Annotated in this window: 11 protein-coding genes and 1 pseudogene; 9 read left to right on the top strand and 3 right to left on the bottom strand. The window is 43.3% G+C overall.

Annotated features, from left to right (window positions below):
• The 6 genes and pseudogenes from H5114_RS00160 to H5114_RS00135 all read left to right on the top strand — a co-directional run bounded on the left by H5114_RS00160 (window position 1) and on the right by H5114_RS00135 (window position 6,968).
• Window positions 1-2,622, top strand: a complete 2,622-nt coding sequence (locus H5114_RS00160) for an exo 1,3/1,4-beta-D-glucan glucohydrolase (protein WP_182721898.1) — start codon at window positions 1-3, stop codon at window positions 2,620-2,622.
• A 372-nt stretch (window positions 2,623-2,994) separates the two neighbouring features.
• Complete coding sequence (cysQ, locus tag H5114_RS00155; RefSeq protein ID WP_182721897.1) at window positions 2,995-3,795, top strand: 3'(2'),5'-bisphosphate nucleotidase CysQ; 801 nt, start codon at window positions 2,995-2,997, stop codon at window positions 3,793-3,795.
• A 72-nt stretch (window positions 3,796-3,867) separates the two neighbouring features.
• Window positions 3,868-4,773: a fructokinase gene (mak, locus tag H5114_RS00150; protein ID WP_124016231.1), complete on the top strand. Its 906-nt coding sequence runs from the start codon at window positions 3,868-3,870 to the stop codon at window positions 4,771-4,773.
• Between the two features lie 216 nt (window positions 4,774-4,989).
• Complete coding sequence (locus H5114_RS00145; RefSeq protein ID WP_182721896.1) at window positions 4,990-5,754, top strand: YdcF family protein; 765 nt, start codon at window positions 4,990-4,992, stop codon at window positions 5,752-5,754.
• 65 nt (window positions 5,755-5,819) lie between these two features.
• A complete protein-coding gene (locus H5114_RS00140) occupies window positions 5,820-6,503 on the top strand; it encodes a DUF2982 domain-containing protein (RefSeq protein WP_124016277.1) in 684 nt (227 codons plus the stop codon).
• A 39-nt stretch (window positions 6,504-6,542) separates the two neighbouring features.
• Window positions 6,543-6,968 (top strand): annotated as a pseudogene (locus tag H5114_RS00135) (GFA family protein).
• On the opposite strand, the gene H5114_RS00130 reads toward H5114_RS00135, so the two are convergent.
• The 3 genes from H5114_RS00130 to galE all read right to left on the bottom strand — a co-directional run bounded on the left by H5114_RS00130 (window position 6,965) and on the right by galE (window position 9,218).
• Window positions 6,965-7,324: a polymer-forming cytoskeletal protein gene (locus H5114_RS00130; protein WP_124016228.1), complete on the bottom strand. Its 360-nt coding sequence runs from the start codon at window positions 7,322-7,324 to the stop codon at window positions 6,965-6,967. The pseudogene H5114_RS00135 and the gene H5114_RS00130 overlap by 4 nt on opposite strands.
• Window positions 7,325-7,436: 112 nt before the next feature.
• The gene (gene napF, locus H5114_RS00125; protein WP_182721895.1) at window positions 7,437-7,922 is read right to left on the bottom strand and encodes a ferredoxin-type protein NapF; all 486 of its coding nucleotides are present in this window, start codon (window positions 7,920-7,922) and stop codon (window positions 7,437-7,439) included.
• Window positions 7,923-8,195: 273 nt separating this feature from the next.
• A complete protein-coding gene (gene galE, locus H5114_RS00120) occupies window positions 8,196-9,218 on the bottom strand; it encodes a UDP-glucose 4-epimerase GalE (RefSeq protein ID WP_182698863.1) in 1,023 nt (340 codons plus the stop codon).
• 295 nt (window positions 9,219-9,513) lie between these two features.
• Here galE and phhA point away from each other — a divergent pair, with 295 nt between their 5' ends.
• From phhA to tyrR, 3 genes are all read left to right on the top strand, one after another.
• Window positions 9,514-10,311: a phenylalanine 4-monooxygenase gene (gene phhA, locus H5114_RS00115; protein ID WP_182721894.1), complete on the top strand. Its 798-nt coding sequence runs from the start codon at window positions 9,514-9,516 to the stop codon at window positions 10,309-10,311.
• 83 nt (window positions 10,312-10,394) lie between these two features.
• Window positions 10,395-10,736: a 4a-hydroxytetrahydrobiopterin dehydratase gene (locus H5114_RS00110; protein ID WP_124016224.1), complete on the top strand. Its 342-nt coding sequence runs from the start codon at window positions 10,395-10,397 to the stop codon at window positions 10,734-10,736.
• A gap of 161 nt (window positions 10,737-10,897) precedes the next feature.
• Window positions 10,898-12,436, top strand: coding sequence for a transcriptional regulator TyrR (gene tyrR / locus H5114_RS00105; RefSeq protein WP_182698861.1), 1,539 nt, complete (start codon window positions 10,898-10,900; stop codon window positions 12,434-12,436).
• Window positions 12,437-12,494 lie beyond the last annotated feature (58 nt).

The following is a 12,494-nucleotide window of genomic DNA, read 5'->3' as shown; positions in this document are numbered from 1 at the left end:
ATGAAACTGACTCAAATACAGCGTACAACGAGATTAAAAATGCCGATGAAAACCACTGTAATCACTTTGGGGCTTTTTCTTGGCGTTAGCGGGTGTGGTGATAATCAAAGTGCTCAGCAACAAACGACAGAAGCCGCTGTAACTTCGGAGCAAACGGCATCAACAATATGGCCTGCATTACCCCCAGCTATCGCTAAAGATGAAGCATTAGAGGCCAAGATAGATGCCTTAGTTGCCAAGATGACGCTAGAGCAAAAAATTGCCCAAATGATCCAGCCAGAAATTCGCGATATTACGGTTGAAGATATGCGTAAATACGGTTTTGGTTCTTATCTCAATGGCGGTGGTGCTTATCCTAACAACGACAAGCATGCCACGCCTGCAGATTGGGTTGCCTTAGCGGAATCATTTTATCAAGCATCTGTCGATGACAGTATCGATGGGATTAATATTCCTACCATGTGGGGCACAGATGCGGTACACGGTCATAACAATGTTATTGGCGCAACCTTATTTCCGCATAACATTGGTTTAGGCGCTGCCAACAACCCAAAATTGATTGAAAAAATAGCCGCCATTACGGCTCAAGAAGTCATGGTGACTGGGATTGATTGGGTATTTGCTCCTACCGTTGCCGTGGTGCGAGATGACCGTTGGGGCAGAACCTATGAAGGGTATTCTGAAGATCCACGCATAGTAAAAGAGTATGCTTATGCCATTGTTGAAGGCTTGCAAGGTTCTGTCAGCGGTGACTTTTTATCAGACCAACATGTTATTTCAACGGTAAAACACTTTATCGGTGATGGTGGAACTGAAAACGGAATCGATCAGGGCGAAAACCTTGCTAGCGAACAAGATTTATATGACATTCATGCCCAAGGCTATGTCGGCGGACTTAATGCTGGGGCACAAAGTGTTATGGCGTCATTTAATAGTTGGCAGGGGGAAAAAAATCATGGCAATCAATACCTATTAACCGATGTACTTAAAGATAGATTAGGCTTTGATGGCTTTGTAGTCGGCGATTGGAATGGTCACGGACAAGTCGCTGGTTGTACTAATGAGTCTTGTGCTAAGTCAGTCAATGCTGGATTAGATATTTTTATGGTACCGACTGATGCATGGAAACCATTGTATGAAAATACTATCGCCCAAGTTAAAAATGGTGAGATCAGCCAAGCGCGTATAGACGATGCGGTTAGCCGTATTTTACGAGTGAAATTTCGTGCCGGCTTGTTTGATAAACCTAGCCCAGCCAATCGTCCGTTATCAGGTAAAACTGAGTTAATTGGTCAAGCGAGTCATCGCGAGGTTGCTCGCGAAGCGGTGCGTGAGTCATTAGTGTTGCTTAAAAATAATCAATCGATATTGCCGCTTAAGCCTAATATGAAGGTGCTTGTTGCCGGCGATGCAGCAGATAATATTGGTAAACAATCAGGTGGTTGGTCAATTACTTGGCAAGGTACTGACAATAAAAATAGCGACTTTCCTGGTGCAACCTCCATTTACTCAGGTATCGAGCAGGTCGTCACCCAAGGTGGCGGCAAGACAACCTTAAGCGTAAACGGTGACTTTAACCCTGAACAACAACCTGATGTTGCTATTGTTGTGTTTGGCGAAGAACCTTATGCCGAGGGCAATGGTGATATTGATAACCTTGAATATCAGCGTGGCGATAAGCGTGATTTAGCATTATTGAGAAAACTTAAAGCGCAAGGTATCCCAGTTGTATCAGTATTTATCAGCGGCCGTCCAATGTGGGTTAATGCTGAATTTAACCAGTCAGATGCGTTTGTTGCAGCTTGGCTTCCTGGCACCGAAGGCCAGGGCATTGCAGATGTATTATTTACTAAGGCAGATGGAACGGTTGCATATGATTTTGTGGGTAAATTGTCATTCTCATGGCCAGCTACACCACAACAAACTCAGGTCAATGTGCCATTAGTGCAAGATAAACGTGCGCAAGCACAAGCTGACTATCAACCACTGATCCCTTACGGATATGGATTAACCTATCAGTCTGTTGCAACCGATGCGATAAGCTTAGATGCGTTATCAGAAGATAATTTAGCCGCCAGTCAAACACTCGAAGACTTAGCCCTATTTGAACGTGCAGTGAAATCTCCTTGGTCAATGTACATTGCCACTGATAATGAACAGCAAGCCTTAACCAGCAGCGTGGCGAGCAACAGTGCGCTTAATATCCGCACCATGGATCGCGCCGTGCAAGAAGATGCCCGCTTGGTGTCGTTTAATGGCACCGAGCAAGGTACCGTCGGCTTAATAAGTAGTTTTCCACGTGACTTAAGAGCTTACAGTAATAGTGATTCAGCATTGTCTCTTAGTATCAAAGTTGAACAATCAGTGTCAAAACCTCTGTGGCTAGGTCTCGCATGTCAAGGTGATTGTCGCCAACAAGTGGATATTGCCAAGCTGGTGAATACTAAATTAGCTGAATGGCAAAACGTAAGTATTTCGCTGGCTTGTTTTGCTGGAGAACCGATGGACTTTGGTAAAATTGCCATGCCGTTTTATCTTAGTACTGACGCTAAAGTCGATATTAGTTTTAGTGATGTCGTCATTAAAGCGACTGCAAACGACCATACTATCCAATGTCACTAGAACCCTAATCCAGCTAGACCTCATTTAGGTCGAGCTGGATTTAGTTTGATTATCTTCAGGGCGTCAGTCGATAATCGTCGGCCGTTTGACTGCAATCACGTCAGATTTGAGCGGTCTCATAGACTGCTGAATACGAATGCAAAAACGCACTGTTTGCTTTGAGCAAAGCGGCGCTTAGCTTAGTATCGAGCAGCCTTTGAGGTATTGCAGCTATCTTGTGTCCCCGCGGTGGTTTTTTTCGGTCAGTTTTTTGAGTCGATTTTGAATCAAGTGCAATCAAAAAGTTATCAATCTATGATGTTAACAATGGCATAATAGCGTATCGATAGTGTATTGATCGCTAAAGCGATATGAATTTGATAAGGAATTGATTTGTCTAATATTGTATTTTCTAAAGCAGACTTACAACAGATAGTGCTCCTCGCCAAGCAAGCCGGCGAAGCAATTATGCAAGTTTATGCGCAAACTGATTTACAGATTGAAGTGAAACAAGATGATAGCCCAGTTACTGCAGCCGATATTGCCAGTCACAATGTGATCATCGCTGGGCTTAAGCAGCATTTTGCTGATATTGCTGTCATGAGCGAAGAAGACGCTGATATTAGTTGGGCTGAACGCCAGACTTGGCAAACCTATTGGTTGATCGATCCACTCGATGGTACTAAAGAATTTATTAAACGTAATGGTGAATTTACGGTTAATATTGCGCTGATCCATCAGGGACAAGCTATCGCAGGCGTGGTGTATGCGCCCGTATTAGACAAATGTTATAGCGGTATTGTTGGCCAAGGTGCATGGCTAGAGCACAACGGATCGACATCAATATTAGATATTCGTCTGCGACCATTACAGACACCTCCTGTTGTCGTTGGCAGTCGTTCTCATATTAGCCCTGATGTCGCCGCCTATTTACAGACCATCGGCGAACATCAAATGCTTAGCGTTGGTAGCTCATTAAAGTTTTGTATGGTGGCCGAAGGTCAAGCCGATGTGTACCCAAGATTAGGCCTCACCAGTGAATGGGATACTGCAGCAGCGCAAGCTGTATTGGAAAGTGCTGGTGGTAAAGTGGTTGAGTATCCAGCACTCACAGCGCTGCAATATAACCAGAAAGAAAATATTTTAAATCCGTATTTTATTGCCGCGTCCTTGGCGTGGTTTGAACGTAAATAATTGTGCTTTAAAGTAATTTGCGTTAATCGAACATTGAATCTAATTAATAATAAGTAAATGGAGTAATAAGTTATGATGCGTATGGGCGTCGATCTCGGTGGTACCAAAATAGAATTAGTGGCGTTGGCCGATGATGGCGCTGAGATATTTAGAAAGCGCATTCCTACTCCAAGAGACTATCCAGCGACATTAGCAGCGATTGTGGGCTTAGTCGCCGATGCTGAAACCGCAACAGGCCAAACGGGTTCTGTGGGTGTTGGTATTCCTGGTGTTGTGTCACCGTTTACTGGTTTGGTTAAAAACTCTAATTCAACCTGGATTAACGGCCATCCGCTTGATAAAGATTTAAGCGAAGTGTTGCACCGTGAAGTGCGTGTAGCCAATGATGCCAATTGTTTTGCCGTATCTGAAGCCGTCGACGGTGCCGCTGCCGGAAAAGGTGTTGTTTTTGGCGGTATCATTGGTACAGGTTGTGGTGCTGGTATCGCTATTAATGGTCGTGTGCATGGCGGTGGTAATGGTATTGGCGGTGAATGGGGCCATAATCCTCTTCCGTGGATGACGGCTGATGAGTTTAATTCGACTAGCTGTTTTTGTGGTAATCGTGACTGTATCGAGACCTTTATATCGGGTACTGGCTTTGTGCGTGATTTTCGTGAAGCAGGCGGCGATGCAATCAGTGGTATCCAAATTTCTGAGATGATGCAACAAGGCGATCCGTTGGCTACCGCAGCATTTGAGCGTTATATCGATCGATTAGCGCGCTCACTTGCGCACGTGATCAATATGATGGATCCAGACATGATTGTATTAGGTGGCGGTGTATCAAATATTGATGCTATCTACACTGAATTACCAAAAGTGTTACCCAAATACGTAGTTGGTCGCGAATGCGGCACTCAAGTGGTTAAAAATAAGTTTGGTGCATCTTCTGGCGTTCGTGGTGCGGCCTGGCTTTGGGGCAAAGACGAAAAGTAGGCTTAACTTGTATAGTAGAGCCTTGTTCAAGATAGAAGTTTGTGAGAATGAAGCCAAAGGTCATTTCGATTCACTCGGCTGAGCGTTCATCTGGCAATATGGTTAATTCATCAAACGGCACTTAAATAGTGCCGTTTTTGTTTGCTTGATAGGGTTTGTATTCAGACTTTATAACGATAAACTAGCGACAGTTTTCATTGTTCAAGTGATATACCGATGTTTTGGCTTAAAAAAATCTTATCGCAATTAGTCATGCCCATTCCGCTTAGCATTATGCTATTAGTTATAGCAGCCGTGTTATGGCGCACAAAAAGAACACGGTTGCTGCAATTTGGGCGTATTGCCTTGGTGGCTGCGATAGCGCTACTGGTATTAACCAGCCAAGCGAAAGTAAGCTATTATTTAGCGGATTCGTTAGAGTCACAGTATCAAGTTAACCATCAGCCAATAACAGGGGCTTGTGTTGTTATGGTATTGGGATCGGGTAACCGTGAGCAGCAAGGCCATACCGCAGTGCAGCAATTATCATCAACAGCACTGGCTCGATTAACTGAAGGCGTGCGTCAGTTTAGCCTTGGCCAACACTGCACCTTAGTGGTCAGTGGTTGGAGCGGCGGTAATCAGCCAACTGCTCATGCCACTATTATGGCTCAAGCGGCCCAAGAATTAGGTATCCCCAAAAAGAGTATTACGGTCTTCAGTCAACCTAAAGACACCATTGAAGAAGCCAATGCACTTAAGCAATTTTTGGGCACTCAGCCTTTTAGATTGGTGACGTCGGCAACACATATGCCAAGGTCTATGCGCATATTTAACGCTTTAGGGATGCAACCCCAAGCGGCGCCAACTGACTTTATTGCTAATAGTAGCGATTGGTGGCGTTTAAATGCGGATAATTTGTTAGATTCACAGCGAGCCATTCATGAGTATGTCGGTATATTATGGTTGTGGGTTAAAGATCTATTAGTGAATAATCACTAGCGTTGTTTACTAAATAGTTGGGTAGCAGTATTTTGAATAATTTATCAATCAATTCCAAGGACACTATTGTGAGTGATGAGCACATGTTAATTAGTCCTTATGCTAAGCGAAATGGCATCACGCTTACAGTTGTTGGCGCGTTAAGTTTAGTGACTAGCTTGATTATTTTTATTGGGCTTAAAGGCTTTTTTGTGCCTGGTATGTTGTGTTTTGCCTTAGGCTCAGTCGCACTGGTGTTAGGTGTCGCTAAAGTGTATCAGCCAGCGGTCAGCTTCAAACTAATGCCTACAGGAGTGGTATTTTTTCATCGTCGTGGTCAGGTATTTATTGAATGGCATAATATTCAGCGGCTTGATAGCGTGCGGGTAAATCAAAATATGGAGATGATTGAACTGCCTTATATTGGCGTCAAACTTAAAAAGATTAATCCCATATTAGATTGTATTTCACCGCGTTTGGCTACCGGATTACTAACCGAACAGCGGCCACTTTTGATGACCGCAGCCACACAAGATGAGGACTTACAAAGTTTAGAAGGTTACTTAGGTGCAGAATTTACCCCGCTAGTGGTTAACGGTGAACGTTATCGTGGTGTTCTGGCGATGTTCGGTCATCGTTGCCAAACCTTGAATGAGCAGCTTGGTTACCATGTGTACCTATCCATTGACAGTTTAGATCGAGAGCCCAAAGAGTTTGTCGCTTTGTTGCGTCAATGGCAGCGACAAGCACTAATCAATAGTGATGAATAAGCCATTATTAAAGGATGTGGTGATCTTCTAGGAGGTAACATGGCACAGCTTGAGCTATTACAAGGAGGGTGTTTATGTGGCGCCATCCGTTATCAAGTTAATGGTTTGCCATTTGATGCCGATCACTGCCACTGCAGTCAATGTCGAAAAAGTGCCGGTGCGGTGATGATGAGCTGGATGGATTTTTGTTATGAACAAGTTGAATGGCTACAAGGGCAAGTCACAGAGTTTGCTTCATCAAAGGATATTCGTCGGGGTTTTTGTCAACACTGTGGTTGCTCACTGACTTACCGACATCTGGATTATCCGTAGTACATAACATTATCGATTGCATCGCTTGATCTACCACAAAAAGTGCAGCCAACTTACCATATACACACTGATGAGCAGGTTAGCTGGTTAAATATCGATGACAATTGTCCGCGTTATAAGGCAGGAAAAACGCTGACAAAAAGCTCAAATTAGCTTTTTGATGAAATCAGAGTCAATGGTTCTACGTGGCGATAACCTAAAAACTGGCCACCGTCTAAAATTTCGATGTTTTCACAATACGCATCCCCTTCAAAAATACCTTGCTCATGGAGGGTCATTTTTTTACAGTGTGCCTTACCTGTTAGTTGGCCTGCAATCATTAAGTTTCGGCACAAAATATCACCATCAACTGTGCCATTGGGTTCAATCGTCACATTGCCTTGTGCTTTAATATCGCCGTTGATATGCCCTGCAATGAGTACATCACCGCTGAAAATAAGTTTGCCGGTTAAGTGACATTCTGGGGCGATAAAACTCAGCGGATTTGCAGCTTGTTTTTGACCAAACATCTCAGTGCTCTTATGGCTATATTTTGGCTGATAATATAGCGTTAAAGGCAAATAAATAACACCAAAATCGCTCGCTATATTGCTAACTGATTAACATACCGTATTTGATAAATCAGCTCGGTTTGCCAATCTGTATGGCATTAGAAGGGCAGGGAGATACACAAGCACCACAACCCGTACAGGCATCAGTATCTATCAAGGGTTTAGGCACTTGTCCTACTGCCATGATAAAGCTGATTGCGCGTGGATCGCAGGCATCTTTACAACTCTGGCACCAAACACCTTGATAGGTTAAGCAGCTGTCTTTTATGCTGGCTCGAATTGACCAAGGTAAGGACTGGGCGAGATCGAACACCGGCTCTGGGCACACATCAACGCAAAGCTGGCAAAAAGTACATTCACCAAGATTAAAATCTATTTCAGGAAACCCACCTTCACCGCGTTTAATTATTTGGGTTTCGCAGGCGGTAATACACTTGTCACAGCGGGTGCAATTGTCAGTAAATTCTTGCTCTGTTTTGCTCCATGGCGGGCGGGTGACATTGGATTTTCTGCGACTAAATAGATTACGCCGACTTTGATTAATACTTTGGCTCATGGCTATCCTAATTGGACGTAAACGCATTAGCTGGCGCTAGGGGTTGTCGCTCTATCAGGCTGAAAATGGCTTCGAGCTAAAACCTGTGCTAACAAGGGCGTTTAATCGCAAGTTTTGGGCGGATTGTGGCTTGTTTCTACTGGGTTATCGCTAATTCATGTTAAGTCGCTACATGAATCAGCTCCGCCTAGTATAACATCACCACACAGCCGCAAAATTTACTTTGAAAGATTAACACACCCTGATATTAGCATTCGCTGCAGCTAAAAATTGTTAAGCGCTAGGCATTTTATAACCATCAGGGTTATGTGATTGCCATTTCCAACTGCTATTGGCCATATCTTCAACGGTATGAGTCGCACGCCAGTTAAGTTCTGTTGCTGCAAAACTCGGATCGGCATAACAAGCGGCAATGTCACCAGGACGGCGTGGACTGATTTGATAAGCAATGGTTTTACCACAAGCTGTTTCAAATGCTTTGACCATGTCTAACACACTGTAACCGATACCCGTACCGAGATTATAAGTCACCAATCCAGGTTTTGTTTGCAGCTTTTTAAGCGCTTGTAAGTGACCCACAGCTAAATCAACAACGTGAATATAATCGCGGACACCTGTGCCATCTGGTGTGTCGTAATCATCGCCAAACACGCTTAATTTTTCGCGTTTACCGACAGCAACTTGGGCAATAAACGGCATCAAGTTATTCGGAATGTCGTTAGGATCTTCACCAATTAAGCCACTTTCGTGAGCACCAACAGGATTGAAGTAACGTAGTCGAGCAATATTCCAGCTGTTATCTGAGTTGTACAAGTCGGCTAAAATATATTCAACCATCAATTTTGACTGACCATATGGATTGGTCGCGCCCGTTGGGAAATCTTCTTTAATGGGCAGACTCGCTGGATCGCCATAAACCGTGGCGGATGAACTAAAGACTAAGTTTTTAACGTTATTTTCGGCCATGACTTGGCATAAAATAATCGTGCCAGTCACGTTGTTTTCATAATACTTTAATGGTTCGGCGACTGATTCACCGACGGCTTTTAAGCCTGCAAAATGAATAACAGACTCAATGCTATGGTCTACAAATACTTTTTGTAGCAAAGCTTTATTTAAAATATCGCCTTGATAAAAAGTGACATCCTTACCAGTAATAGTATGAACACGGGCTAGGGCTTCGACACTTGAATTTGATAAATTATCAACAATGATCACTTCCTGTCCGGCATTTAATAGCTCAACGACTGTGTGGGTACCAATATAGCCGGCGCCACCGGTTACTAAAATTGCCATAAATAAATCATCCTATGAATTAATGAGTCATGTGTGAATGATATTGTAAATTATCCCAGCTCTATCGTCAGTTAAATTATCGATGGCGCGCTAAATTAACTTGGGTTAAGTCTTGCTGTAATGTGTTCATTTATGGTGATAAAACCTTAGCCTACTCATGGGGCTTACAGCTCGTTTGTATTTATTTGTTTACGATTAAAGCAACATAACCGCATGAAATAAACTGTGAGGGAGTTAACAAAACGTCAACGTTAGCACACTATGTAGGGAGTGAAGTTGACGTAAAGTGGAACCTATGAGTACAGCAACAAAGTATATTGCCCATCAACCTGATGCCCAGGGTTACATTGATTATTCTGAGCATGAGAATCAATTATGGCAACAATTGTATCAGCGCCAAGTGACGAATATGCCGGGTAAAGCTTGTAATGCTTATCTGCAAGGACTCGATGCCTTAGGCATGTCGAGTGACCGTATTCCGCAGTTACCCGAAATCGATAAAGTGTTATTAGATGCTACGGGTTGGAAAACCGCAGCGGTACCAGCATTAATTTCATTTGGGCGTTTTTTTGAGTTACTGGCCAATAAAGAGTTTCCAGTAGCGACGTTTATACGTAGCAAAGAAGAGTTTGATTACCTGCAAGAGCCTGATATATTTCATGAAATATTTGGTCATTGTCCATTATTGACTAATCCATCATTTGCACATTTTTCGCATATGTATGGCCAGTTAGGACTTGCGGCATCCAAAGAAGAGCGAGTGTTTCTAGCGCGGCTATATTGGTTCACTATTGAATTTGGTTTGGTACAAGCGAAAAATGAGCCATTAGCCATTTACGGTGGTGGTATTTTAAGCTCTCCTGGTGAAACGCTTTATTCGCTAAGTGATGAGCCAGAACGTAAACCTTTTGACTTACTTGATGTGCTGCGTACTCCTTATCGTATCGATATTATGCAGCCTATCTATTACGTGATTAACCATATTGATTATTTAGATGAAATTGCCCGTATGGACATTATGAGCATGGTGACCAAGGCCCGCCAATTAGGCATGTTTGAGCCTAAGTTCGCCCCTAAAATCAATGCAATTTAATCGATTTACTGCTACTGAATAGAGGGTTGTTTTCTCATCAGTATGCAAGTTAGACATTATTATAATTAAGCCTAGGAGTAAAAATGAACGCATTAACCGAGATGAAGTGTGAAGCATGCCAAGCCGATGCCCCGAAAGTGAGTGATGCTGAGTTGGCTGAACTTGTCGGTATGATCCCCGATTGGGGCGTTGAAGTTCGTGACGGTATTATGCAGCTTGAGCGGGTTTATAAATTTAAAAACTTTAAGCTGGCCATGGTGTTTACCAATAAGTTAGCTGATTTAGCCGAATCTGAAGGTCATCATCCTGGAATATTAACCGAATGGGGCAAGGTCACGGTCACTTGGTGGTCACACTCAATTAAAGGTTTACACAAAAACGATTTTATCATGGCTGCCAAGACAGACCAGTTGTTAGACGCGTAATTATCGTCATCGATTTCAGCACATTACGTTAACGTAATGTGCTGAAATAATCGCTCTGTTACAATTCTACTGTAAACTTCACTTGCCACCGAAGCAATATCCCTCTAACGTTATGCCAAATTTCCGCAATAAAACTTCAATAAATAGGGAATCGTTACATTATGCGTTTGGAAGTCAGCTGTATTGATCGCGTGGGTTTAGCGAAAGACATCCTCGTCGTGCTCGAAAAACATGGAATTAACTTAATCGCAATTGATGCCAGTAACAAGGGGTTCTTATTCCTGCAATTTGCTGAGATCAGTTTTGAAACATTACGAGAGTTAATGCCGCAAATTCGTAAGGTTGAAAGTGTACATGACGTCCGTACTGTGTCTTTTATGCCGTCAGAACAAGAGCATTATGCCCTTAAAACCTTACTTAAAACCTTACCCGACTCAGTGTTTTCAACTGACGCTAAAGGGCGAGTGCGCATCGCTAATGAATCGGCCTTGTTGACGCTCGGTATGGCTGAACATGAAGTGGTAGGGGAGTCACTTAACCATTGGGTTCAGGGGTTTAACTTTGCCCGTTGGATGAGTGAAATACCTGTATTGGCTCAAGCCACTCGAGTGCAAATTAACTCGAACGAGTATTTGGCCGAAATGCTACCCATTTATTTACCTGACGATGATGACAAAACCATTTTAGCGGGGGCCGTTATTTCGCTCAAATCACCTGCTAGAGTCGGTAAACAATTTAACGCGCTGCAAAATCAAACCACAGGTTTTGATAATGTATTAGCGGTTAGCGATAAAATGAAAGACATACTCAAGCAAGCTAAGCGCATGGCACAGCTCGATGCGCCTTTGCTGATAACCGGTGAAACGGGGACGGGTAAAGAGCTCATGGCGCGTGCTAGTCATGATGCCAGTATGCGCCGCGAACATCCGTTTATTGCGATTAATTGTGCTGCACTGCCAGACAGCGTCGCAGAAGAAGAATTATTTGGTTTTGTCAGCAATGGCACAGTTGTAAAACGCGGGTTATTTGAAGAAGCCAAAGGCGGGACGGTTTTTCTGGATGAAATTGCCGAAATGTCCAAAGCGGCGCAAGTTAAATTACTGCGTTTACTTCAAGACGGTACCTTTAGGCGCATTGGTGGTGATGAAGAAGTTCGCGCAGATGTGCGTATTATTTGCTCAACCCAAAAACATTTAGCTGAGCTCTGCCAAGCGGGTGAGTTTAGAGAAGATTTATATTACCGTATTCATGTATTAAGTTACCACATGCCATCCCTGCGTGAGCGCCGAGTCGATGTGCTGCCATTAACCGAAATGTTCTTAGAACATTATAGTCAGCAGTTATCGAGTCCATTAAGACGGATCTCGGCAACTTGCCGCGACTATCTGTTTACCTATGCGTGGCCAGGTAATGTGCGTCAATTGAAAAATGCTATTTTTAGGGCGGTATCCATGTGGGATGGTTCGACAGAGCTGACCGTTGAACAACTCAAATTACCATCCTATGCCGAAGGTTTTGGTTACTTCGATGAAGAGTTTGAAGGCACCTTGGATGAAGCCATGAAAGAATACGAAGCGGGTTTATTGCGTCGATTGTATCCTGCGTACCCAAGTACACGACAGTTGGCGAAGAAACTTGGGGTGTCACATACCGCAATTGCTAATAAATTACGCGATTATAATATTAGTAAGAAAAAGTGATGTAACGATTTAATGCCAGTATTTTGCTGGCATTTTAGTCACATAAACGCTGTAAATC

Source organism: Shewanella sp. SR43-8 (genome assembly GCF_014163775.1).
GTDB lineage: Bacteria > Pseudomonadota > Gammaproteobacteria > Enterobacterales > Shewanellaceae > Shewanella > Shewanella vesiculosa.
This window is presented reverse-complemented; position numbering and strand designations above follow the sequence as displayed.

Coding starts and splice junctions, on each gene's coding strand:
- H5114_RS00110 (WP_124016224.1), top strand. CDS start 10,395: ATGAACGCATTAACCGAGATGAAGTGTGAAGCATGCCAAGCCGATGCC.
- H5114_RS00130 (WP_124016228.1), bottom strand. CDS start 7,324: ATGTTTGGTCAAAAACAAGCTGCAAATCCGCTGAGTTTTATCGCCCCA.
- phhA (WP_182721894.1), top strand. CDS start 9,514: ATGAGTACAGCAACAAAGTATATTGCCCATCAACCTGATGCCCAGGGT.
- H5114_RS00160 (WP_182721898.1), top strand. CDS start 1: ATGAAACTGACTCAAATACAGCGTACAACGAGATTAAAAATGCCGATG.
- napF (WP_182721895.1), bottom strand. CDS start 7,922: ATGAGCCAAAGTATTAATCAAAGTCGGCGTAATCTATTTAGTCGCAGA.
- mak (WP_124016231.1), top strand. CDS start 3,868: ATGATGCGTATGGGCGTCGATCTCGGTGGTACCAAAATAGAATTAGTG.
- galE (WP_182698863.1), bottom strand. CDS start 9,218: ATGGCAATTTTAGTAACCGGTGGCGCCGGCTATATTGGTACCCACACA.
- H5114_RS00145 (WP_182721896.1), top strand. CDS start 4,990: ATGTTTTGGCTTAAAAAAATCTTATCGCAATTAGTCATGCCCATTCCG.
- tyrR (WP_182698861.1), top strand. CDS start 10,898: ATGCGTTTGGAAGTCAGCTGTATTGATCGCGTGGGTTTAGCGAAAGAC.